Genomic DNA, 25,029 nt, shown 5'->3' with positions numbered 1-25,029 from the left:
TTCTCACTCACTTTACTTATATATTTTTAGGTACATAGAAACTACGGTTATCTAAACCAAAAATCCGATCGGTATATTCCCCAGGCTCCGTTTGGCGAATCGAGCCTAACATCATTTGAATCGATGCATCGATATTGTCGATTTGATGCAAAACTTCTGCTTCCATGATGCGCGGTCTGACTGGTGAACCATACTCTAATAAGCCGTGATGTGCTAAAACCATATGACGTAACACGATCACATCTTCATCATTTTCATCGATCTTCAGTGCAATACATGCCTTTGTGATTTCTTCATCAACTAAAACCAAATGTCCGATCAAATTGCCGGCAATCGTGTATTCAGTCGCCATCGCGCCAGATAATTCTTTTACTTTACCAAGATCATGTAAGATGATCCCAGAATAAAGTAAAGCGGCATTCAATTCGTTATACTCCTTACAAATCGCTTTTCCTAATCGCAACATAGAGACTGTGTGATAAGCCAAGCCATTGGCAAATGCATGATGATTTCGTTTGGCAGCTGGAAAATCAAAAAATTCTTTTTGGTATTGCGTCAACAGATAACGAACGATCCGCTGCCAATGAGCATTGGTGATTTCAAAAATCGTTTGATTGATCTCCTCTACCATATCTTCACGTTTTAAGGGGGCTCTTTCCATATATAAAGTCGGTTCATTTGGTTCTTCCGGACGCGCTAAGCGCATATGAATGATTTTTACTTGAGGATTGCCTTGGTAAACTTCTCTTTTACCGTTCAAAAGAACCACATGTCCAGCAGTATAGCGACTGATTTCTTCCTCAGAAGCATCCCAATATTTTCCATCGATCGTACCTGAAGTATCTTGGAAAGTGAACGCAATAAATTTTTTTCCATTCTTAGCCATACGGACATCTGCATTTTTGATCAACAAAAATAATTCAAATGTTTCATCTACAGTTAATTCGCGAATTTTTTTCATACTTACACTCCTTTTAGTTCAATAATCGGTTGTTTTAACTCTTGGTAATAGCTTACCATTTCTTTATCGGAAGAAAAACAGATGACCTGCTGTTGTTCAGAAAAAAGCGCAAAAAGTTCCGCCAACTGTTTTTTCCGTTGACTGTCGTAATGCAGCCAACCGTCATCGATCATTATCGGGCACAAACTTCGATGCTTTTGTAAGTATAAGAAAGCAAAGCGAACCGCCATGATCACCTGATCCTTTGTTCCCGTCGATAATTCATGCAGTAAAAATCGCTGATGATCTTGGCGAATCACGATCAATTGCTCTGCTTCTAATTGAATCGACTGGTAGGCCTGTTCTGTCAAAAGTTGAATATACTCTGCGATTTTATTCAATAAATTGGGTAATTGTTTTTCTGATAATTCTGTTAACAGATCCATCAATAATTGACCTGCTAACTGATAGCCTGACCATTCTAATGCGAGTTCCTCAACTTCTGCTTTCAAAGCTGCTTGTTCTTGATACAATTCATCTAAAGTGCCGTCTGACAGCATTTGTTTTCGTTGATAAAGTAACTTTTGCTCTATTTTTTGCAATTGTAACAGCTGTTCTTCAGCCTCTTTTACTTTTTTAGCTAAATTCTGCCTACTTACTGGAAGTTCTTTTATCACTGTTGTGTCAGTATATAAACCTGCCAACATTGATTGCAACTCTTTTTTTCTTTTTTTATTTGTCGTCGTATTTTGATAGCTTTTCAACTTATCGGGTATTCGATTGATCGAATCAATTTGAAAACGATGCAGCAATGGTGTAAGCTGTTCATCGATTTGCTGCTGTTTTTCTTTGACCTCACGGATCGTCTGTCTTGTGTATGCATCTGCTTGATACTCTTGTTCAAAACGGATTTTTTCCATTTGATCAACAAATCGACTGATGATTTGGATACGTTGTGCTAATGGCGTTCCTGAAATCGGCAATCTTGCTGTAAAACGTTCAGTTTCTTGGGCGATTTCTGCCATACGCTTTTGATCTTCCAATAACTGCTGTTCCAATTCTTCGTTTGTATTGATCAAAATCAAGTACCGCGTGATATCACTCCGATGATTCAGCCAAAATTCTACTTGATCCATTCGACCTAAATGATTTTCTTCTACTTTTTCTGCAATGAAATTTGCTAGTTCACGTTCTTCTTCGTGTATTTTTTTCATATCAGCTTTCAGTTTTAATAGCTGATCATTTAAATAGTCTAGTTGGGAAAGTTTTTCTTGCCACTGCCGTTTTTCATTTTTATAGGCCTCTGTTGGCTGATAAAAAAGCGGTGCCACACCGATAAGTATAGCTACAACGCTGATTCCCACACCTACATATCTAAGCGGTGCTGAAAAAAAGAAACTAAGGATCAAAAGAGCTGCCCCAAGAAGACAAAAGGCTAGATTGACACTTTTGCCTTTGCTTTGCCTTCCTTTTTGAAACATATTCTTATTGACTGTTTCAAAAGTACTTAGGTTTTCTTCCCGCGTAGCAATCTCTTCTTCTAATAAGTGTAAATCGGTCTGAGTATTCTGTAGTTTGACCGTTCGTTCAACGATCGATTCCCGCAATTCGTTGACTTCTTGCTCGTCTAGGGCAAACTGAGGCGGATTTTGTTTGGACCAACCCCACTGTCTTTCTAAAGGCTGCATTTCTTTTTGATTTTGTTCCAAGTTTTGAGTCATCCACTGAATTTCAGAAAGCAACTTGTCGATCGCATAGCGTTGATTCAACAATCGCTTGATATTTTCTTCTTCTTCAAGATAAAACTGGTATTCTTCTTGCTGGTCTCCGTGATCACTTTGAACAGCTAGGTTTTGATTTAAACGAATCAATTCTTCATATAAAAAACGATGCTGCTGATATAGTGATAACAACTTTTCTTGATCTTCCAGATTAATAACGGGCGCTTCACTTAACTCATCGATCGATTGCAATTCTTCATACAAAGGTAAATTCATGACCTGCTTTTCCACTAAGGTCAATTCATCTTTTATTTGCTGAATCAATAAATATTGTTCTGAAATTTGTTGTTCAGTGTTAGCTAATGATGTGACTATTTCTTGAAACGGTCGTTCCTGCTGCTCCTTATCGTTGATTCTTTGCTGTAATTCTTGATACTGCATAAGCTTTTGATTCAACGGAGGCTGACTGCCTTTTCCTTTATAGACCGTTTGAGACATTTTAAAATATTCATCTCTGCGAACTAGGAGTTGTTGACTACCCGACAAACCTAAAGATAACAACGATGTCTGCAACTCTTCTTCCGTAAGTTTATCCAGCTGTCCCAACTGCTCTTGCTGAATAGAAAAGACAGACTGAAATAATTCTTTGCTTAACGGGTGAAGCAACTTTTTTAAGACAGCTTCATCACCCATTCGATCATTGAAATAGACTTTCGCTTGTCCTTTATTTTGACCTTTAAAACGTTCTACCTGTACTTCTCCATGAACTGGATGAGAAAACCAGAGACGTCCGCCATATGCTCCACCATTCTTAGGCTGATAATCCTTTTTACGTTTTCCTTTAGGTGGAAAACCAAACAGCATCGCTTGAATGAATTGATAGATGGTTGACTTTCCTGCTTCATTCGCTCCAAAGAGTAGTTGATTATTAGGTAAAAATTCAATTTTTTGTTGCTGCCATTTGCCAAATCCGACAATTTCTATTGCAATGAGTTTCATGACTGATCCTCCTGAATAACAAAATCTTCTTTGATCCGCTGATCAGCTTGTTCAATGCTGCGTTCACGCCATTCACTATCAGTTGTAACAACAGAAGTGAATAATGGATTTTTGAGTAGTTCCTGTAAAGTATTTGAAAAGATCTCAGTTTGCAAATAGTTTTTTTCCAGCTGCTCTAGTAGTTGTGGATCGGCTGTGATCAATGTTTTTTGCTCATCACTATTCTTTACAAGTTTGATCTGAAATAGAAATGTTTCTTGGGTAGTTTGGCTCATCACTGTGGTTTGCAGGTAAGAGAGTAATTCGCCATTTGCATAAGAACGTTGAAATTCATCTCCGAGATGCTCCGTGTCCGTCAATTGAAGCTCTTTTAATAATAGCTGTCCTTGTTCCTTATTGCCGTTTACAAGATGATCCGTGATGACAGTCAATGCTTCTTGCAGACTCGCTACCTGCTTTAAGGAATAAGATTCTACTTGCCAAACTACTTGTGCGACAGGTTCAAAACGCACCGTTGCATGTCCAGAAGCTATGGAAATAATGGCGACCCCTTGTAAGTTCCGCTCTTTTTTTGTATGTCCTTGTGGTGTTCCTGGGTAGACGATCAAAGGGTCTGCACTGACCACTTGCGGCTGATGAATATGGCCTAACGCCCAATAGTCATAGCCTTTTGCTTTCATTTCACTAAATGAAAATGGTGCATAGCTTTGCTGACCATTGCTCTGTATATCCCCGTGATAAATACCGATATGAAGATCAGCATTGACATCTTTTGTAGGGAATTCAGATAATTTATGTTCATTGATCCATGAATGTTGATAGCTAAAACCAGAAATTGCAACCTTCTCTTGATCTTTTGTCATTAAATAATGGGTCTCGACTTGCTCTTTTTGAAAAAGAAGCAGATTATCAGGAAATTCAAACCAGTAGCGTTCAGAAACATAGTAATCATGATTACCAAATGATAAGACAACAGGTATCTTTGCTTGTTCCAGCCGTTTCATTTCGTCTATAAAAAAGGCTTGTGTACGGATCGATGTCCGACTTTGATGAAATGTATCTCCAGCGAAAATCACTAAATCAACTTGATTTTTGATTGCTATATCAACAATCGACGTCACAGCCTCTTGGTTGGCCTTTTGCAGACTTTCAGCGAGTGATTTGGGTATATTTCTTAATCCTTCAAAAGATCGATCCAGATGCAAATCTGCTGTATGTAAGACTTTCATTTGCTTCTCCTCCTTCTTCTAAAGTCATTTCTTTCATCATATCATTTTATCAAGAATCGGTCAGTAAAAACATACGAAAATTTGTTCGTTTTTCATTTTTCCATTTTGCAAAACAAAGAAACTGAAAGTTAACAGTAAAGCTAACTTTCAGTTTCTTTGTCTTAATTTATTCAATTAGTCATTTCATCACTTTTAATTCTCTCAGGTCATATCTAATCTGTCTAATTCTTTCCTACTATCACAATAAAAAGTACAAGCTTGGGACATGACTCTTCATAACCAAATAAATGACAGGAACAGGTACAGTCTCGTTTTCATGATTTGAGCATCTATGGGTACCATCAATATAACTATATTTCAGATTAGAACAATCAACAAAAATTGGATTAACTTAACTTTGTAATTCCAGAAATATTTATTAAACTTATTTTCTCCCTGTTCACAAATTGTTTTAGCTGTAACAGCTTATTTTCCACAAAAATGTTGCTTATTACTGAACTGTAAACACAAAGTTCATACTCCCTTTGTAAATATCCACTTTTTCAAATTTATCTTGGGGGGCCTTCACACTAAACACATCTAAAAAATCAGTATCACTTAGAATGGTTAATACGCCATCCGCTCCCAAAGCCTTATCCCCTTTTTTATAGACCCTTAACGTTACAGGTTCAGCCGTTTCCTCACTATACAATTCAAAGATAGGGGCTGTCTCAACTTTGATTCTTGTTGATTCTGAGCCAGAATAGTAAACTTCCCCCTCCCCACTAACCACGTTATTTGTCCTTTTCATTTTGATTTCTTTGGTAACACCAACAAACTCTATGGGATTGTATACAACCGTTACATTTACTTTGATTGGCTTACTTTCAACACCTGTTTTATGACTTTTTAGAATAACATTAAAACTTTTAGGTCCTAAGGTCTCAAAGTCCAGGCTAGGATCATCTTCTATCACAGCATCTACTGAATCAAAAGCTAACGGTGTCCCTAGCGCTATATTAGTAACAAAGTCGCTTGCTACTATGTCAGTAACCTCTTTGCCTTTGGAAATAGTCATTCCTACCTTAGCCTTACCTGTCGGCGGATTAACTTGGATCGGACTAACACCGTTGCTACTTTCAGATTTAATTTCTTCTAAACCAACTTTAGACTCTGATCCAGGGGAGGCAATATTATATACCTCTGTAAAGGGTAATTCAAACCGTTTTGTAGTGTGATTGAAATAGTTCATCATTTCTGCTTCACTAGCAGTCGTCATTTTTATATTTCTTTTATTAAAACCAATAACAAAATTGTAATCTTTATCGCCAGAAGCCTTTACGATTTTCTTAATAAATTTATCCGTCAATTTCACTTCATAATTGTTGTTTCCCTTATAAGTAAAGGTCACTTCTGCTCTAGTAGCGCTTACTTCAACACCATCTTCATCCATCAATTTAATATCGTCTCTCTCCAGCGCTCTTTCAAGCCCGTTGACCGTAAAATTAATGGCAACATCCTTGTATAAATTAGATACGGGCTGAACAGGTAGTGTTTGCGTAATCGTACTTAATACGCCAAAACCAGTCCTATCCGTAATTTCATTAACATTTGGTGCTGGAACTCCTCGCTCAATAAAAATTCTTGCATCCCGATTGAAAAAATAAAATTCTACATGGTCTGTTTCATTCCTACCTTTTGAAAATTCTATACTTGATCCTTGATAGATTAGATTAAACTGGGCTTCTTTTTTCCCATCACTGGGTTTCCCACTATAATGTCGCAAATCTACTTGATAGCCATTTGGATCTGTCGGGAAAGTTCGTATATAAAAATCTTTTTTTGTAGGTGTCTGACCGTAATAATCTGTATAATTAAAAGATGTTATCAGTCCCTGGAACATACTATCTGACTGATCCCCCACTTCAAGTTGTAGCGTATCTTGTGTCAAAGGATTAGACCCCGGGGGATACTGAATCCCTAATCTAGGGAATTTTACTGGAAGCAATAATTTTGCATCCGCTGGCAAAGAATCCATCTTCCACTTTTCAGGATTGTTAGGATTGTCTTCTACTGTCTGATTACGTGTAAAAAAGTCGAACCTCATTTTATAATCCGGGCTCCCTTTACCTTGGCTTGATCCCACCTTCAACACTTCACTAGCATTAGTAGCGTATATATACAAATCCGTATCAACAAGCGGCAATTTAGGATAGGTCATTTTTGCAATAACCTCTTTCCCTTCAAACATCCCTACATTTTCAACTATCACAATGGGAGGAGTATCTCCCACTTTTCGCCAAAGATATGCCATTTGAAAAAAGCCCTCTAGCTCTGGCTTTACAAATGTCTTTCCACCGTCGTAGGATACTTTAACATAGTTTATCATAACATTAGCACCTTTACCTGCAGAAGTAGACAGCGTAGCCATTTTGTCTCTAACTGTAGGTAATACAACGTCAGATTCAGGCCAATCAGTATCAATATCTCCATCTTCCGTTACTACTAGTGCTTTGGGAACTGCCGTGTTCGTTCCTGTCCCATAACGATCTGCAAACCAATGCATGTCTCCCAAATCAGCAGCATGCGGCATAGGGCCAATTATTCTTTTCTGCGGTTCCTCTTGCACCTGAGGAATATTAGTTGTTGCTCTACTTTGTTCTTTTGTAAGTGAATTATCGATTTGAACAGAAATGTTCTCTGCCTCACTTACTCGATTTGTCAAGTCATCTGTCAAAGCGAATTTAATCGCTTGTTCCTTTGAATAAACAATTGACTCTAAAAAAATTTTTTCAAGAGTTACTTCTATTGATTCAGGACCAGCTACTTTTTTGCTGATTCCTTTACCTATTGGATACTCTTGGTCTTTTTGGTTCATAATTTTAAGCTTTTCTTCAAAAGACTTAACATCTTTTGGCTCATAACCATTAAATGACAGAGTAAGTTTGACTGGTTCAGAGATTTCGCTTGTCTCTGTTACACCAAGTCTTTGAGTGGCTGTCATTACAAACTGCTTTTTTTCTTCGTCTATTCCAAGATTGACAGATGATTTATTTTCAACAGCTGCTTCAGCTTTCCCTTCACTTACCTGAGGTAAAATCCAGCTAAGTCCAAGAGTAAGAAGTACAGCAATTATCGTTGCTTTTCTTTTCTTTAACTTTTTTCCAATCCTTTTCAAAGTAACCTACTCCTTTTCAACAATCATTAGGGTAAATGATGTCTTAGTCCCAGATAAGCGTGTCGGTGTTTTTGACTTTGTATACCCAAGCATCTCCAAATGAATCTCATGTTTGCCTGCTTTCAGATTTTCTGGTAATGGTACACCTAAAACAGCTTTACCCGATTCAACTAATCCAGTCGTTAGTAATGGAACTTCACGATCGTCCAAGATCACAATAAACTGGATCAACGCCTTATTAAACTCGGGGTTTACCAATGCTATCGGCAACTGATCTGTCCCTTGATGAAGGCTCATTTCTCCATAGGCTGGAAAAGTAATCATATTTGTTCCTAAATCAGCTGGTTTCTCAATAGTTGTCTTATAATCAACCGCTGAACCATCAATCGCATAAGTTTCCTCACTTTTTTGTGATAGAAAGAAAAATAAAAGTACTCCTATACAAAGCAAGAATGCAACAATACTACCGTAAATCTTATATTTATCAACTGACGATTGTCGTTTCGTCCTTTTTCTATTTTTCTTTATTTTTTTCATTTACTATCTCCAATAACTTTATAAGTTTTTGACTGTGTAGGTTAAAACATCTGTATAGGTCCCCATATTTTTCTTAGCTACAGTTGTAGCCCCTAATATTGCTTCTGACTTAACGATAGGATTTGTCTTATCAAAAACCCCTATCTCTGACTGAGTTGTTGTTATTGTACTTCCAACATTTGATGCGTCATACTTAATCAAACTATAAGAAATTTCAGCAAAATTATCTGTGTGCGCCAGTGCATATTTGTTTTTTGATGTAACTGTGACCTTTGCTGTTTTCGTACCTGTATATCGCCCTCCCTTTAAGTTATTCATTGAAACAGTCGCATCAATACGACGTTTTTCTTTTGTAAAATTCAACTCTGAGGGGACAGATATCACATATTCCGGATTCGTTGGCTTGTCTGGATCTGCAATATCTTTCGTATTATAATAGTATACTGTGACACTTTCACTTTTAGCTAAGGCTTGTGCTGTTGGAAAAAAGAACTGCAGAGAAAATACTAATACTGCGATTCCTGAATATTTTCTTTTCAATCGTAACACCTCTATTCTATATAACTTAAAATAACCAACAACCGAAACAACATAACTTCACTCATTTAACGAGTGAACAATCTAAGACAATAACTCTCAATCACTTTATTTTTTTCTATCTACAAAATTATTTTATCTATTCTTTTTTACTCGATGTGTTTATTTATAAGTATCTGCTAATTGCCAAGTTACAGAACCTACAAATGTTTTGCCATCAGCACCAGTTCCATCTTCAATAGTTAGATTCGTTTCAGAAATTCTAGTGGCAACCCCTTCAGTACCAATAGCTGTAGCTGCTTCTTTTCTACCAAATACTGTTGTCGCAGTGTTTGATAGCTCAACTTCTGCTGAGGCATTAGCTGCTAAATCAGCGCCTAAACGGAATTCACCATGCTCAGCACCTGAAAAGTCTGTAATAGCATTAGAAGCAGGGTCATTAGGATCATTAGGTTTAATATCCTGAGTTATAGGATCTTTATCCGTACCAATGGTATATTTTTGTACTGGCTCTAACTTAATTTTAAGCGCTGACTCTAATGTGTTCGATGCATTCCCTTTTTCTGATAACCCCGAATAAGTTGCTGTGACATGCCAAGGTGAACCAGCTACAGCTGATCCAGCTGTTTTTCTATCATCATTGACAATCAAATATTTATTTTTCTTGATATTTGATGCATCAACTTTTTCTGTATATACTTTTTTAAATGGAATTGCTTCTTGTTCTGTACCAAAATCAAATTTAGTTGGTTTAAATACAATAGCCAAGTGGTCTGAAAATGGTCCTTGACCGATCGTTGATCCGCCATCTGTTTTAAAATTAATTCCTACATCTGTTTTTTCTGGAGTTTCAGTTATTTTATTTTGCTCATTTGCATGTACATTTCCTGTAAATCCTAAAACAGCTGAAGATACCAACACTGTTGTTAAAAGTAATTTTTTCATATTCTTTATCATCCTTTTATTTTATTGTAGATAGAAAAAAGATAAAGTTGATGACAGTTACTGTCTTAAATTGTTCACTCAAAATTTCAGTTTATCCTAGTATCCGAATTTGGTCTTTTAGTAACGCAAATAGATAAATAATCAAAATTATGCTTGTCAATGAGATCAGCAGTAACGTAAAATTTAAGCTAAAGTTGATTTTAGCCAATTTCAAACGTTTTACTAAAAAAATATCCCTCGATAATGTTAAAAGAAAAGCTAAAAACGATAGTGCTGCAACCGCACCTAATATATAAACCCATAAATACTCTTTCATTTTTTCACTCCAATATTTCTGTGTAGTAAACTCTTTTCAAATTACTGATGCCAATCAAAATAATTAATATAGACAGGCCTGTTAACATGATGATAAACGAGGTGAGCAATTCCCCCGTATGGGGTAAAATCCCTTTTGGTTTTTGAGGTGGAATTATTGAGTACGGCGGTTCATAGATGGGGGGCTCAGGTACAATTGGTACCTCAGCTTCTTTAAACTTGATTTCAACTTCTGCCTTTGATCCATCTTGCCAAATCCCATTGTCTTTTACCTCAGCGTTTCCCTTTATTCCCGGACAGATTATCGACACTATTCCTAAAAAAAGTAACGCCATCCTTATTTTCTTTTTCATTTACTTTCACCTACTTTTCGTTCTTTGTATCCGTCCGTTATTTCGTTTTCTTTTCTTCTTCATAATTCTGATTTTCTTCCATTCTTTTTCCCATTTTTTCCTTCTTATCACAATGATAAATAGAATAATTACTGTAAGTGCACCTAAAATGCTGGCTAATACTTTGATAATTGTTGGGGTAATGACGCGGAATAAACTTGCTTTGTTCATTTCACTTGCTTGTTTGTTTGTAATTGTAAATTCTTTTTTAAACGACCAATTGTTAAAATCATTCTTCACTTCAAGTTCTAAAATATATACTCCAGAAGGCATTTCAGCAATTCCCCAATCCATCCCATAGTCAAAATTAGTATTAGGTGCCATTGAGTAGCCTTGAACCTTGCTTTCTTTCACAACCTTTCCATCTTTGTCTTTCATAGTTGCGCTAATATTCAAATTTTCTAATACCTTTGGTTCCGGATTCTGTAAATTAGCTAAAACCATCTTTTTTCCATTATGCAAAGCAGCTTTAACATCTATTAAATTCAAACTAGCAGAGTTATTAAATTCTTCTCCAGTTTCAGAAAAAATGACACCAATTTCATAGGCAAAACCTGTACTAACTCCTTTAGAACCTTTCTCTTCTTCAGCCAAACCAATGCCAATTGCTCCAAGCTTAACGCCTGAATAGTGTTCATTAGGAGGAGTCATTTTCAAATGGATTGTTTTTTCCTCAAAATTTTCAACTGTTAACTCCTTCTCTTTTATTTCAATCATTGAACTTACTGGATCTTCTAGCGTTTTGTCGTAATTCATCGATTTATCCGTTGGTTCTTTGTAGCCAATCTCACCATTCATTCCAGTTACTGCATCTTTAACAAACACTTTCAACTTAACAGGTTCTTTTCTAGTACTCTTTACTTTTATCTCCAAATCCTGTTCTTCTCCCGGAACAGTTTGAACATAAAAATATGTTTTTTCCTTATCAAGCTGAGTGTTTGGTAAAACTGCTGATACAACATATCCCAACAACTCTTGGTCATCTTTAGCAAATACAGTTGATGAATTAGCAGTCATGCTCAATACAAGCAGACTGGATAGTATTAATGCATATATTTTTTTTATCAAAGTCAAAATACTCCTCACTTTAATTAGTTTCTCCTGCTGTTACAATTGACTTTACGTAAATCTCGACAGAATATTCACTATCATTGTTTTTGTGCATGTCATAAGCCAATACATAGTTTGTTTTTTCAAAATGCTTCTGCCAATAATCAAAAAAATTATTTGTATTTTCCATTGCTATTTCCTCTGTAGAAAATGGTCCCAGCTCTTTTACTATTTCATTCACCCCATAATCTGCCACTTCATCTTCTTGATGCTTCGTTAAAGCATAAGTAATAAAGACAATAGTCGCTGCCAAAACTACTAATAACAAGAAGATCGGCCACAGCTTCGTCTGCAACAGTATTCCAACACTGATCAAGAAGATGACTAAGAAAATAATCAGTGAATACCTAATTAAATTGAATTCTCTATTTTGTTTGCTTTTTATATGGAAAAATAGCAGTACATATAAATTTGATGTTATTAGAAGAAAACCTATAATAAAATAAGTGAATAAGCTGCTGAAATAATACTCCACTAAAAACAACAGTTGAATAATAAATGCAGCATTAGAATCCACATAAAATATCGCTTCTTTATATAATTGTAAGAATAGCCCCAAATATACTACCCAGCTAATTAAACAAATCCCTTCAAAAATATAATATGTTTTATACTTGCCCAAATTACTTAAACTCCTTTGCATACTCCAAGTTACCACCGTTCTTTATTTTTCATTAACAATTACAGAAAGTTAAATAGCCAGCATATATCCTATAGAACGAACAGTTTTAATGTATTGGTTGCTATCTGTAAACTTTTCAATCTTTTTTCTTAAATGAAATATGATATTAGCCACTCTATAATTCTTAACGCCTCCATCTACATATGTAGAATCATTGTAAAGTTCTTTATAAATTTCTTGATATGAACGTGCTGAGTTCGGTGTTTCAAATAGAAAATCAAGAATTTGATACTCTTTCTTTGTTAAAGAAACTTCATTTACTCCATGAACTAGTACACTAAAATTATTACGTACTAATACCAAAGGTGATTCATTTTCTTGATGTTTCTTTCTATCGAATTGTACTTTTTTTCTTTTTCGTGTTCGGACTAAAGCATTGTCAATAACTAACTGAATTTCTTCATGTCCTTGATTTATATTAAAAACGTAATCAACTCCTAATCTTAGGTAAACGATCTTTCCTAACGTTTGTGTATCCATTGAAATAACAAAAATATGTCCATCATAGTCGTCCTTTATTTTTAGAAACAGTTCACACAATTTAGTTGTTTCTTCTAAATTACTTTCAAACGCAACAATGGCATGTATGCTATTCAAGGTATTTCCATTTATATTCTTTTCTTCTAAATAACACAAATTGTTTTTCTCTTCATTTTTCCGCACATAATTATTTATTATTTCATTTTTTCTTAATTTCAATATTCCAATATTAAACATATGTCTTCTCCTACTTGTCTTTTTTTATTATATATATTTTTCTGCTATTTCATTTTCATCAAAGTCATCGTATAATGACTTTGATGAAAAAACCAAAATTCTTTTCTCATCACAGGGAGTGCAAAATATGCAGACACTACTAATGAAACGGGCAGAACGGCAGCAATTTGAACTATTAAAACAGTTAATACGTAATTCAAATGGACTTACAATTCAAGAAATTGCAAATTATCTACATATCTCTATACATACTGCTTATCGCTGCGAAAAACAGTTAGGTGAAGGATTAAGTATCTTTTTTGATAAAGATAAAGTTTCATTATTCAAAGTAAATAACATTTGCAAGCTTTTTATTGATGAATCACTAAGTATTAGTTATGTTATTGATAAAATGAGTTTATATTACATAAAAACATCACAACAATTTTGCCTTTCAAAAGAATTGTTTTATAAACGCTATTCAAGCGCAGAAGCCCTAGCACAAGAAATAAACTTAAGCCTCTCTCATACCTATAAAATTTTAAAAAGAATAAATAAGTCTTTTGAACCTTTTAATATCTCTATAACTTTCCCCGATACTAATACATATAAAAATATGATTGGTGATGAAAAAGATGTACGCATTACAATGCTTTATATTTATTGGGCGATTTACAAAGGTTTGGAAAATCCATTTTCTCGTACTCCTAAATATTTTTCGGAACTTCCCGTTCCTATTAAGAGCACCTCTCTTTCTCCCTCACAGAAAAGCAGACTAATCTATTTTCAAACGTTTACATACTGGCAAATAATCTATAAAAGATCCTATGTATGCTTGACACCAGAATTTTTAACGTATTTGGAAATATTTGAACACGTATCACCGGTTTGCTTTCCACAAACTATTCTAGATCTGCTACATAAAAATAGAGTCACCAAACAGATTATTCATAATGAAGAGGTATACTTTGGATTCCTTGCACGTTTTTATATCGCCAATATCGATTCCCTTGAAGATAAGCATCTAATTGTACAACGCTTAAGAAACTCCAGTCTTCCACTAACTGATTTTGCAACGCTTTTTCTAGACCAGTTCTTAAACCAGTTCATGCTGAGCCTATCAGAAGAAAATTATGACTTGATCTATTATCAAATTATGTTCAATTTACTTTACATTCAATTTTTCGGTACAAAAGTTCCTTTTACTCAATCGATCGATGAAATTTTTCCGTATAAAGAAGTTAACATGGACCTGTTTGATGAACATAAAGAAAATTTAATAACATACGCATACGAAAATCTTAGTAAACAACTTTTCCCCTCATTGTCTAAAAATTCTAGCTTAGTTGAATACTTTGCAAAAATTCTTTATCTAGCTTTAAAAAGCGCCGTAAATCAACCAAAATTGCATATTCTCATTCAATATTCCAAAACAATTTACGGATATGATCTTATTAAAAATAAACTATCTATAATTTTTGGAACAACTATTCTTGAATTTACTAGTACTATTAAAGACGCTGATATAGTTATCTCTGATTGTTTTGAGCAATTACAGATAACTAGCTCAAAGAAGCCACTATTTTTTTATTTTGAATATCCTTATGATCAAATAGTTTGGCAAAGTTTGATCAAAATAATTAGCCAACAAATTTGTTCAAAGTTATTGTGAATTACACGCAGGTTCAAAATTAGCTTTCCAATCTATGCAAATGCATCTTTCTTTTATTATAGTTTTCTAATAGTTTATTCTGTATTTGTTCAATCAAAAACGTAATATCATCATAATCAGAGAAGGTTGCTACATAAACTTGATTAGATAAGTTACTTTCATTTGGTAATTTGACATCTGTTACGACAATATCAACCTGTGATGTCAGCAGCTCAACACATTCGATTCTATCTCCAAAAAACGGACTTATCTTTTCTTTAATGATTTCTCGAACAAATTTTTTTGTATTTTGAATAAAAACTGTTACCGGCTCATAAGATGTCACCTTAAATTGCGTTTGTAATGAATAGATAGCTAGGTACATATAATCAAGGAGATCTTCCTCTTTAAACTTTTTCAAATCCTTGTTAGCAAAAATGGCTAACTGATGAAAAATTTCTGCAAGTTTCTCTTTCATTTTTTTCTCTATAGAGTCTGCATGATAAAATTTCTTTGAATCATATACATAATAGAAAATTTTATAGTCAATGAAACAAATATCTAAAACTAAATAAAATAGATCCACTTCTCTTTTAACTCGTAAATATAATTCTTTGTTCTTACTTCCATCAAAGAATTCGTCCACAATTCTCTCTGCTAATTTACTACTCAATGAAATGAAGGGAAAAGAATCCAAGGAAAAATATTCTTCGTAACTAGACAGCTCTATCTCTTCAAAAATCATTTGTTCTTTATAAAAAAAGAATAACGTCGCACTCGTCTCTCCTCTTATCTGCTCAATTGTCTTATTTCTGCCTAATTTAAAATAGTTCAATAGATACATACTGCTTTCTAAATTTTCATGTTTCTTTAACGAACTAGATAACACTTCATTTTTTGCAAAGTGTTTTTTTCTTGAACGAGTCACACTTATATAAACAATTAAAATAAATTTTAGTTGTTTCAAACTATCCATATCTTTCCACTGAGTAAGATGGACCGAAAAATATTGCTCAATTTCCAGATATTCTTGGGTAGAAAATTCCCAAACATTAGATGCATTAGAAAAAAAAAGAAAATAGAAGTTTCTAATTTTAAACTCATCTCCAATGATGCTGTTTTCCCGTGACAAATCTAATCCGCATTCCTGCAAAATCTTTTTTAATCGTTTTCTATTCCTAGAAAAAGTAGGTGCACTAATAAATTCAACTTTGCAAAATTTATTTACATCTAATTTGTCATGTAGAAAAATATGCTTGATTACTTTATACATTGTGGATTGCAACAAGTAACTTCTTCCGATACTGTTCAAATCAAGATTATTTGCCGAAACACTTTTGATTGTTTTATTCACGTACTCAACTTTGAATACCCTTTCTGGAACGTCAAGTTCTTGTTCAAACTGCTTAATGATCATTGAGACTGTTCGATTTGCTAATTTTGTAACTCTCGCTATTTCCTTTATACTTTTTATTTCACCACTATTGTTAATAACATTTAGTACTTTTAATCTTCGATCATATATTTCATCCAGGAACAATCTCACTCTTTCACCTCATTTCTTTCCACTTATAATCTAATGATATACTTTTATGTTTCTTTTATATTTCTCGTTTTTCACTCCAAAAAGATATTATTGAAAAACTTCACTCATTATATTATTTTATATTTGCTTAAAATCTTTTTTACCTATCATATTTTTTGCAAAAAAAAAGAAACCCTATATTTTATGGGTTTCTGCCGTATGCTTCGTTTATTTAAAATAAAAAAACTTTAAAGAAAACAAGAATCTGTTTCTTTAAAGTTTAGTATCAACCTCTATTAATCGTTATACAAATCACGAATCGGTGTCATGATGATGCGGTTCAAATCATTCACGATCAAGCTGAATGCTTGTTCTTTTTGCATCAATTCATTGATTACTTCAGCTTTTTGAACTTCTGTTGCTAAAGCTTGTGCTTTTTCTGCATCTTCATCTGTGAATTCTTCTCCACGCATTTGTTTTTCTTGTAAGCCTTGCTGGAAAGTTTGGAATTCTTTGAATAATGTGTAAGCTACTTCATCTGCTTTTACAGCATCATAGGCTCCTTCTAATGCTTTAAATTCTGCTAACTCACGGATTTCGCGTTCTACTTGATTGGCTGTATCATAAATATTGCTCATGTACGTTCCCTCATTTCTACAAAATTCTTCTCTTTGATTGTACCATTGTTTGTTTCGTTTTGAAACCGATTATTCTCCTGTTAAACCGCCAAATAAATCTTTCAAACCAGTCTTCGCTTTCTCCCAGCCTTCTTTGATTTTGCCGCCAACATCCTTGGCGCCTTCTTTGACTTGTCCACCGATTTCTTTGACACTATCCTGCCAGTCCTCTTGATTTACCGCGGGAACTTCTCCGGCTGCCTGCATGACTCCGCCAGTTGCATAGGCATCCGCGATAGTAAACGGTGTTTGCGCCGTGTAAGGTAAAATCCCTTGTGCCTGACTACTGAACACTGTCGAGGCGTGGGTGGCGCTGCTACCTTCTAGATAATGACTTTCACTTGTTTGTTCGAAGCCTAGCCATGTGGCGATCACAACATCAGACGTATAGCCAACGACCCATTGGTCATTCGTTTTATTCGTATCGAAGTTTGTTTCGGTCGTTCCTGTTTTACCAGCCATTACGTAGCCTGCTGGATCGGCATTGATCCCGGTTCCAGAGCTAAATACACCCAAAAGCATACTCGTCATTTGATTCGCGATATCTTTAGTGATGATTTGTTTTGATTTCGTACTTGTGTTGTCCACGATCACCGCACCCGTAGAATCAATGATTTTGGTGATCAAGTGGGCTTCATGCTGAACACCTTCATTGGCAAAGGCACTATATGCATTAGCCATCGTTAATGGTGAAACCCCTGTTTTCAGACCGCCTAATGCAAGGCCATAATACTTATCTTCTTTGGCTAAAGGAATCCCGAATTTTTCTGTTTTTTCATAGCCTTTATCTAACCCGATTTTATGCAGTGTCCATACAGCAGGTAAATTTAAACTTTCGCCAAGCGCCTGATACATAGGTACTTCGCCGCTAAACGTCCGGCTATAATTTTCTGCTGGATAGTAGTCCTGTGGTTTATCCTCTAAAATCGCATTCGGCTTCATTCCGGATTCTAATGCGGGTGTATATACTGAAATAGGTTTTAATGAAGAGCCTGGCGAACGTTTTGTTTGAGTAGCAAAGTTGAAGCCGCGATAGACATGCTCGCCCCGGCCGCCGACAACTCCTTGTACGCCGCCTGTTTTTGGATCTAATGCGACTGATCCGCTTTGAACCATTGCACCATCCTCTGCATTTGGCGGAAATAGCGCATCATTTGCATAGGTTTGCTGCATCGCTTCTTGGTAATTCTGATCTAGAGCTGTGTAGATTTGGTAGCCTCTGTTTAACAAATCTTCTTCTTTTAGCCCATACTTATTGACTGCTTCGTCAATAACTGCATCAAAATAGTACGGATAACGATAATCTGAATTTACATCGGAGTAATTATCGATCAGTACGATTTCCGTATTTTCCTGCGCATCTGCTTCACCTTGGGATAGTTTGCCATTATCAACCATCAATTGTAAAACAGTATTTCGGCGATTGACTGCATTTTCCATATAGTCGATTGGATTGTAGATTCCTGGTCCTTTCAACATCCCAACAAGTGTCGCTGCTTGGCCAACACTCAATTCACTGGCACTGACCCCAAAATATCGGTGAGACGCATCCTCGATTCCCCATACCCCGTTTCCGAAGTACGAATTGTTCAGATACATTTCTAAGATTTGCTGCTTATCATATTTTTTTTCGATCTCGATCGCTAAGAAAAGTTCTCTTGCTTTACGAGTCATCGTTTGTTCTTGGGTCAGGTAAGCATTTTTGGCTAATTGCTGAGTGATGGTACTTCCTCCACCGCCTCCGCCGATTTTACCAAAGCTTAATTTTCCGACGACTGCACGTAAAAGACCTTTAATATCATAGCCATGATGCGTTTCAAAATTGCGATCTTCAGTTGAGATCAACGCATCTTTGACATAAGGAGAAATTTGATCGATCGTGACAAACGTTCCTTTTTGACCGAAAAGCTTACCTGCTTCATTGTTATTCTTATCGTAGATCACTGTGGATTCTTCCAGCCCTTTTTTCAAAGCCCCGACATTCGCTGATTTGGCTAGAGTAAACAAATAGATACTAGTCACTAATACAACGACTAAGCCTAACAGTAAGATAATTTTATTGATCTGGTATTTTTTCCAAATTCGTTTACGCCAATGATGAAAACGACTGAGGTACGGTTTGATCCAGGTCCAAAAACGTTTGAACCCTGCCGCAATTTTTGCCATAATTGTTTTAAAATCCATAGTACTCCCTCTTTATATAAAAGTTTCTAAGCCATTTTAACATAGAAAGATGCATTTATTCATACGGCTTTAGCATGAATAACGGTATACAAATTTCGTTCTGCCTATTTTACCACGCTTTTCTTCTGAAACTATGTAGAAAAGTTTAAGAATCCATCAAGAAATCCTTATTTTGGCCCCAACTATGCACGGTTCTATCATTTATCACTAAAAGTTCTTACTTTTAGAAAATATTGTGCAATAAAAATTCATATTTTACCTTTATTATATAAGTATACCAACAAACAACCCTAACAAACACTTTTTTCATTTTTTAACTCCTTTTCCTGCCTTCCCCAAAGGCAGGTCTTTTTTTATTTTTTTCAAAACAGTTCTATCTTAAATGAAAATACTTGCTAGTTCACTTATTTTAACCCGTTCTACTATGGTATCTTTACTGTTTATGCTACAATTTTTTTGTATTAAAGCGCCTTAAAAAGAAAGCGCTTACCAAAAAAAGAAAGAGGAGATGTCTTTATGTCTAAATCATTCAAGGTTTTATTTGTTGCCACGTTGCTCTTATTAGGAGCTAATTTATTTCCCGATCCAGCTAATGCACAGACACAATCTGATCCTATCATGATGGCTTATTACCGCACATGGCGGGATGTCACCATGCCTCATGATGCCAATTCTAATTTACCCGATGAAAATGTCACTGCAATGACCGATATTCCTGAAGATGTCGATATTGTTTCTGTCTTTCACTATGTTAATCCGGGAACGGATCAACAGAAATTTTGGGATACACTAAAGAACACGTATGTCCCTACACTTCATGCTAGAGGAACTCGTGTTATTCGCACGATCGATATTCGAGAGCTATGGAATGTTCCTCATGTAGGAACTAAGCCAACGACTGCTGAATATGATGCCTATGCGCAGCAATTGATCGCTACTTATCTTACACCTTGGAATTTGGATGGATTGGACGTTGACATGGAATCAACCTTGACTGCCACACAAGAAGAGCTGGCAACAGGTACTTTTAAAGCTTTGTCGAAAAAATTAGGGCCTGCCTCAACTACTGGAAAATTATTGATTTATGATACAAATAAAGACAATCATTCTCTATTTAAAAAAGTAGCTCCTTATTGTGATTACTTATTTCTTCAAGCTTACGGTCGGTCAACAACTTCTTTAGATCGCACTTGGGATACGTATAAAACCTCTATTAGTACGCAACAATTTTTACCTGGTATTTCTTTCCCAGAAGAACAAGACCGAAATCGCTGGAATGATACTATCGATCCTTATGAAACGAGCCGTGCCTATTCTTATGCTGTTTGGAATCCTAAGGACGGTCAAAAAGGTGGAATGTTTGTTTATGCGATCGACCGTGATGGCAAACAATTTGGAGATGATACGATCACCAAAACTGATTTTAGCTGGACAAAACGTTTGATCAATACGATGAAAAACTAATTCTGTTCAACATTTAAAGACTACTTTAGAAAAAGTTTACAGTTTTAAATAATTTAGCACACAAAAAATTCATATTTGCTTTGTATTATATACACATACCAACAAACAACCCTAACAAAACACTTTTTCATTTTTAACTCCTTTCCCGCCTTTCCCCAAAAGGCGGGTCTTTTTTACTCTAAATTCTCCTTATCGATCGATTCTATCTCTATTTTCACTAGATTCTGAACTAGATTAAATCTGATCATTCACTCAAAAATAGAATAACTGCTTGAACTTCTGCCCGCTTTTGTTAAACTAGGATAGACTCTAGTGAAAAGGCGGAAAAAATATGGAATTGTCTATCCTGTTACCTGAAACATTCAAAGAGCAAACCATAAGAGAACTACTTGAACAAGAATGGCTAGTTCCGCGAAAAGTGCGCCATTTTCTACGTATTAGAAAGAATGTATCGATCAATGGTGAGCCTGCATTATTTCATTTTACAGCCAAAGCTGGCGATCAGATCACATTGACCTTTGAAGCAGATGACTATCCTGCCCCTAAACTTTTGCTTGGTGATCCTACTAAAGTAAGTGTCCTTTTTGAAGATGAGCATCTGATTATTTTGAATAAGCCTGTCGGAATGAAAACACATCCCAATCAGCCTGATGAACAGGACACGCTTTTAAATCATTTAGCAGCTTATCTAGCACCCAAAAATCAAGTTCCATATGTTGTTCATCGTTTAGATAAAGAAACTAGCGGGGCGATTCTCTTTGCAAAGAATCCATTTGTGCTGCCTATCTTAGGACGTTTACTAGAAAAAAAAGAAATTTATCGTCGTTATCAAGCTATCGTTTCTGGTGCTCTTAAAGAAACATCCTTCACTATTCGTAAAAAAATCGGCCGAAATCGACACGATCGACGAAAACGAGTGATCGATGAGCACAAAGGAGATATAGCGATCACTCATGTAGAAGCTGTTTCCTACTCAAAAGAAAAAAATCAAACTTTGATTTATTGCGTCTTAGAAACCGGCCGCACCCATCAAATCAGAGTTCATTTACAGAGTATCGGGCATCCTATCATCGGCGATCCACTCTATCATCCAAGGCCGAAAGGTCGCTTGATGCTTCATGCTTATGAGCTTCATCTTGTCCATCCCTTTAGTGGTGAAACGATTATTGCTACAGCTGAACCGGGTATTGATTTAGTATGATCCACTCATGAATAAAAATAGTCCGGAAAAAGAATGCTCTCTCTTTCCAGACTATTTTTTTAATTCTTCATTAGCTGGCTTAACTGGCTAACATCTAATTCAGCATATTTTCCAAAAAACTCTGTTAATATAGCAAAGGTTGTTTGATTCATCCCGCGAACATCATTTTCGACTTGAAGCACTAGTAAAGGTTCATGCAGGCTCATTCGAAGTAAAAACCAGCCGGAACCATAACGGTCAAAGAGATTTACGCGAATTCCCTCTTCATTTTCAGGATCAACGTCCATTCCTGCATGAGTAGCAACAAATTCGTTCAGCTCTTGAATGACTTGATTCCCGTACTTTCTTACATCATCCGCTAAAATTTCAAAGCGTAATTCTTGGGTTTCTAGCGGTTGTTTTAATGATTCGATCAATTCACCCAATGTTTCATTTTGTGCTTGTAATTTCGGTAAAAGCATCAAGATTTTGGCAATAACGTAGGCACCATCATCAAGAAAATAATTTTCCTTGAATGCTGCATGACCGCTCGTCTCTATGGCCAATGGTGTTTCAATTCCTTCATCATTCAGTTCAATCATTTTATTGATCACATTTCGATAACCTGAAATATAACGAACTTGTTTTCCGCCTTTTGCCTCAATGAAATCTTTCAAATGGCTAGAAGTAGGTGAATTAGTGACGATACTACTTCCTGGAGATTCCTCTAATACAATGGTCGCCAAAACAGCAATCAAATTATTTCGGTTGATCACCTCACCAGAGGCATCTACTAACGCTGAGCGATCGACATCTGTATCAAAAATCACCCCTAGATCAGCTTTATTTTGAAGTACCGCTTGCTGAATACTTGCCATTGCTTCTTTATTGTCAGGATTTGGGATGTGATTTGGAAACATACCGTCAGGTTCTAAAAATTGTGAACCTGTCGTATCCGCTCCCAACGCTTGAAGTACTTTTTCCGCAAAGAAACCACCTGCCCCATTTCCAGCATCTACAATGATCTGAAAACCCGCCAATGGTTTCTCAGCTTCTGTTTTCATTCCCTTACGAATCTTCTCAGTTAAATCTGCAGAATAATCATCGATGATATCTGCTTTCATCACGTTTCCTTTTCCGGTCGTCTCTAAGGGTTCAGTGTGTGAGAGGATATAGGCTATGTCCGTTTTTTCAGCTCCACCTGATTTGGTAAATAACTTTAAACCATTGAAATAATAAGGCAAATGGCTCGCTGTAATCATGATAGCAGCATCACAATCATATTGAGGAAATTGTGTCGTCATAAACATTGCTGGTGTCGTCGCTAAACCAAAGTCCAAGACATCAACCTGCTGGTTTAGAAAACTATCGATCAGCGCCTGCTTCAAGCTATCTGCTGAAACTCGACTATCATGGCCGATCCCGATTTTTAAAGCGCCAGCTTGATGCTTTTCCGCTAACCGCTTCTCTTCACACAGCCATCGAACGATTCCAACAGCGATTTTCCCAACCTGTTCAGGCGTCAAATTCGCTTTCTTATTCTCATAATCGACGGCAATCCCTCTAATGTCTGAACCATTTTGTAACGCTTTCAATTCCATGTAACCAAATCTCCCTTCATTTTTTCATTGGTCAATATTAATTCATCATGTTTTCAAAACGTTCAACAACTGCTTTAGCATCTGCTTCTGAACGTGCGATGATAATAATCGTATCTACACCTGCGACTGTTCCTGCAATCTCATCATACTTTACTTCGTCAAGAAAATTAGTGACAACATCCGCCGCGCCCATATCCGTGTGGACGATAACCATAAACTGCACACGTTCCATCCGGATCACAGAGTCTTTGACCGATTCCTTTAGTTTTTCTTCGCTGCTGGATGGTTGGCTTTGAGAAAAAATCGCATATTTCACACGGCCATCTGAGCCATGCGTTTTTACGATACTCATTTCACGAACATCTCTTGAAACGGTTGCCTGAGTTGCTTTAACTCCTGATTGTTCAAGAAGTGCGATCAACTCATCCTGAGTTTCTATTTCTTTTTCAGTGATCAATTGTTTGATCAAGCGTTGACGATCTGCTTTTTTCATGTTTACACTTCCTGTTTTTATTGTTTTCTTTATTATAGCGAAAGTCTGGAAAAATTGCATTTCTTTTTGGTAGAAAGTACTTTATTATGAGAAAAACGTAGGAGAACTATAAAAAACTTCAAGTGCTTTATGATAAAAGAACTTGAAGTTTTAACTCTATTCGTTTAGTTTTCTTGCATTTCGATTCCTAACTCAATTTTTAGATAGTCACCTAAATCTTGTTCCTCACCAGAAGCAGCATTTTTTATTTTCCACGTTTTTCCGATCTGATTTGGAAGCGAACGAGTTCTTGAAATCGGTTGTTCCTCATCTTCTAATAGCAAAGCCCCATATTGATAGCCTTCTAAAATATATGCCTCTCTTTCTTCACTGAATGTTGCAAAAAATAAATATACTTCACCTGTTTGAAGTTCAATATCACCAGCTTCTCTGACTTCAACCCAATCATCACTTTGAGTGATCGGCGGACGTCCAGCTTCAGTTCGTAAGCGGTTATGTTTGTCCACCTCTTCTTTTTCTGCGTTTCTGAAACGATCTTTTTCTTTGATAATACCACCTGATCTGATAAAGGATACTTGATCAGGTGTTGTGCCTTCGATTTGTTTCAATACTTCTAATCTTCCATAAGTGTCAGGTAAAATACTATTACTATCTGTTTCAGGAATATTGGCATCAACATCTGCTTTATCTATAGAGATGACACGCGCTAGAAATATATTATTGGTATTATTCTGAAGACTTTTTGGATTGGTATTATCGTACATCAAAAATGATTCGACTGTTGATGATTGTACATTCGTACGATCAACGTTGTCGAGATAAGAGTAGTAGTCTTCTTTTTTGACCTCTGATACTTGCTCTTTAGTAGTTGATGTTGAATTACTTTTTTCTGTAGGTATTTCTTTGACTTTAGCGTTTTTAGAAAAAGTGTTGCTACAACCGTTTAAGAAAATACTGACGCACAGAATAGTTATTATTGTTAGTTTTTTCATTC

Annotated in this window: 21 protein-coding genes; 3 read left to right on the top strand and 18 right to left on the bottom strand. The window is 35.8% G+C overall.

Annotated features, from left to right (window positions below; all coding sequences use genetic code 11):
• Window positions 1–16: 16 nt before the first annotated feature.
• The 12 genes from CC204_RS14810 to CC204_RS14755 form a co-directional block, all read right to left on the bottom strand.
• Entirely contained in the window at window positions 17–961 is a 945-nt protein-coding gene (locus tag CC204_RS14810) for a 3'-5' exoribonuclease YhaM family protein (RefSeq protein ID WP_088270877.1), read from the bottom strand.
• 2 nt (window positions 962–963) lie between these two features.
• Entirely contained in the window at window positions 964–3,660 is a 2,697-nt protein-coding gene (locus CC204_RS14805) for an ATP-binding protein (RefSeq protein ID WP_088270876.1), read from the bottom strand.
• Window positions 3,657–4,889: a metallophosphoesterase family protein gene (locus CC204_RS14800; protein ID WP_088270875.1), complete on the bottom strand. Its 1,233-nt coding sequence runs from the start codon at window positions 4,887–4,889 to the stop codon at window positions 3,657–3,659. The genes CC204_RS14805 and CC204_RS14800 overlap by 4 nt, the downstream gene beginning before the upstream one ends.
• Before the next feature lie 490 nt (window positions 4,890–5,379).
• Window positions 5,380–8,046, bottom strand: coding sequence for a hypothetical protein (locus CC204_RS14795; RefSeq protein ID WP_088270874.1), 2,667 nt, complete (start codon window positions 8,044–8,046; stop codon window positions 5,380–5,382).
• Between the two features lie 6 nt (window positions 8,047–8,052).
• Window positions 8,053–8,583, bottom strand: a complete 531-nt coding sequence (locus tag CC204_RS14790) for a hypothetical protein (protein WP_088270873.1) — start codon at window positions 8,581–8,583, stop codon at window positions 8,053–8,055.
• Between the two features lie 18 nt (window positions 8,584–8,601).
• Window positions 8,602–9,123 carry a hypothetical protein gene (locus tag CC204_RS14785; protein ID WP_088270872.1) on the bottom strand — a complete coding sequence of 174 codons (522 nt, stop codon included), beginning with the start codon at window positions 9,121–9,123 and terminating at the stop codon, window positions 8,602–8,604.
• A gap of 159 nt (window positions 9,124–9,282) precedes the next feature.
• A complete protein-coding gene (locus tag CC204_RS14780) occupies window positions 9,283–10,065 on the bottom strand; it encodes a WxL domain-containing protein (RefSeq protein WP_088270871.1) in 783 nt (260 codons plus the stop codon).
• 91 nt (window positions 10,066–10,156) lie between these two features.
• Window positions 10,157–10,381, bottom strand: coding sequence for a hypothetical protein (locus CC204_RS14775; protein WP_088270870.1), 225 nt, complete (start codon window positions 10,379–10,381; stop codon window positions 10,157–10,159).
• A gap of 4 nt (window positions 10,382–10,385) precedes the next feature.
• Window positions 10,386–10,733: a hypothetical protein gene (locus CC204_RS14770; RefSeq protein ID WP_088270869.1), complete on the bottom strand. Its 348-nt coding sequence runs from the start codon at window positions 10,731–10,733 to the stop codon at window positions 10,386–10,388.
• Between the two features lie 6 nt (window positions 10,734–10,739).
• Complete coding sequence (locus tag CC204_RS14765) at window positions 10,740–11,840, bottom strand: DUF3324 domain-containing protein (RefSeq protein ID WP_227011166.1); 1,101 nt, start codon at window positions 11,838–11,840, stop codon at window positions 10,740–10,742.
• Window positions 11,841–11,859: 19 nt separating this feature from the next.
• Window positions 11,860–12,504 (bottom strand): hypothetical protein, encoded by a 645-nt coding sequence (locus CC204_RS14760; protein WP_088270868.1) that lies wholly within the window; start codon window positions 12,502–12,504, stop codon window positions 11,860–11,862.
• Window positions 12,505–12,573: 69 nt separating this feature from the next.
• On the bottom strand, window positions 12,574–13,281 hold the full coding sequence (locus CC204_RS14755) for a DNA-binding response regulator (protein WP_088270867.1): 708 nt from the start codon (window positions 13,279–13,281) through the stop codon (window positions 12,574–12,576).
• Window positions 13,282–13,408: 127 nt separating this feature from the next.
• On the opposite strand from CC204_RS14755, the gene CC204_RS14750 reads away from it, so the two are divergent.
• Complete coding sequence (locus CC204_RS14750) at window positions 13,409–14,932, top strand: helix-turn-helix domain-containing protein (RefSeq protein WP_088270866.1); 1,524 nt, start codon at window positions 13,409–13,411, stop codon at window positions 14,930–14,932.
• Window positions 14,933–14,951: 19 nt separating this feature from the next.
• Here the strand turns inward: CC204_RS14750 and CC204_RS14745 are convergent, their stop codons facing one another.
• The 3 genes from CC204_RS14745 to CC204_RS14735 all read right to left on the bottom strand — a co-directional run bounded on the left by CC204_RS14745 (window position 14,952) and on the right by CC204_RS14735 (window position 19,297).
• On the bottom strand, window positions 14,952–16,457 hold the full coding sequence (locus CC204_RS14745) for a helix-turn-helix domain-containing protein (RefSeq protein WP_088270865.1): 1,506 nt from the start codon (window positions 16,455–16,457) through the stop codon (window positions 14,952–14,954).
• 275 nt (window positions 16,458–16,732) lie between these two features.
• Complete coding sequence (locus CC204_RS14740; protein ID WP_088270864.1) at window positions 16,733–17,074, bottom strand: YlbF/YmcA family competence regulator; 342 nt, start codon at window positions 17,072–17,074, stop codon at window positions 16,733–16,735.
• A gap of 69 nt (window positions 17,075–17,143) precedes the next feature.
• Window positions 17,144–19,297: a PBP1A family penicillin-binding protein gene (locus CC204_RS14735; RefSeq protein WP_088270863.1), complete on the bottom strand. Its 2,154-nt coding sequence runs from the start codon at window positions 19,295–19,297 to the stop codon at window positions 17,144–17,146.
• A gap of 516 nt (window positions 19,298–19,813) precedes the next feature.
• Here CC204_RS14735 and CC204_RS14730 point away from each other — a divergent pair.
• Window positions 19,814–20,761 carry an endo-beta-N-acetylglucosaminidase family protein gene (locus tag CC204_RS14730; protein WP_088270862.1) on the top strand — a complete coding sequence of 316 codons (948 nt, stop codon included), beginning with the start codon at window positions 19,814–19,816 and terminating at the stop codon, window positions 20,759–20,761.
• A 331-nt stretch (window positions 20,762–21,092) separates the two neighbouring features.
• Window positions 21,093–21,962: an RluA family pseudouridine synthase gene (locus CC204_RS14725; RefSeq protein WP_088270861.1), complete on the top strand. Its 870-nt coding sequence runs from the start codon at window positions 21,093–21,095 to the stop codon at window positions 21,960–21,962.
• A gap of 59 nt (window positions 21,963–22,021) precedes the next feature.
• Here CC204_RS14725 and CC204_RS14720 read toward each other — a convergent pair whose 3' ends face one another.
• The 3 genes from CC204_RS14720 to CC204_RS14710 form a co-directional block, all read right to left on the bottom strand.
• Window positions 22,022–23,542, bottom strand: coding sequence for a phosphohexomutase domain-containing protein (locus tag CC204_RS14720; RefSeq protein WP_088270860.1), 1,521 nt, complete (start codon window positions 23,540–23,542; stop codon window positions 22,022–22,024).
• Window positions 23,543–23,579: 37 nt separating this feature from the next.
• Window positions 23,580–24,035 carry an arginine repressor gene (argR, locus tag CC204_RS14715; protein WP_088270859.1) on the bottom strand — a complete coding sequence of 152 codons (456 nt, stop codon included), beginning with the start codon at window positions 24,033–24,035 and terminating at the stop codon, window positions 23,580–23,582.
• 164 nt (window positions 24,036–24,199) lie between these two features.
• The gene (locus tag CC204_RS14710; protein WP_227011165.1) at window positions 24,200–25,027 is read right to left on the bottom strand and encodes a hypothetical protein; all 828 of its coding nucleotides are present in this window, start codon (window positions 25,025–25,027) and stop codon (window positions 24,200–24,202) included.
• Window positions 25,028–25,029 lie beyond the last annotated feature (2 nt).

The sequence above is a fragment of the Enterococcus wangshanyuanii genome (assembly GCF_002197645.1).
In the GTDB taxonomy this organism is placed as follows: domain Bacteria; phylum Bacillota; class Bacilli; order Lactobacillales; family Enterococcaceae; genus Enterococcus_L; species Enterococcus_L wangshanyuanii.
Note: the sequence above shows the minus strand (reverse complement) of the source record. Positions and strands in the feature narration are given on the sequence as shown.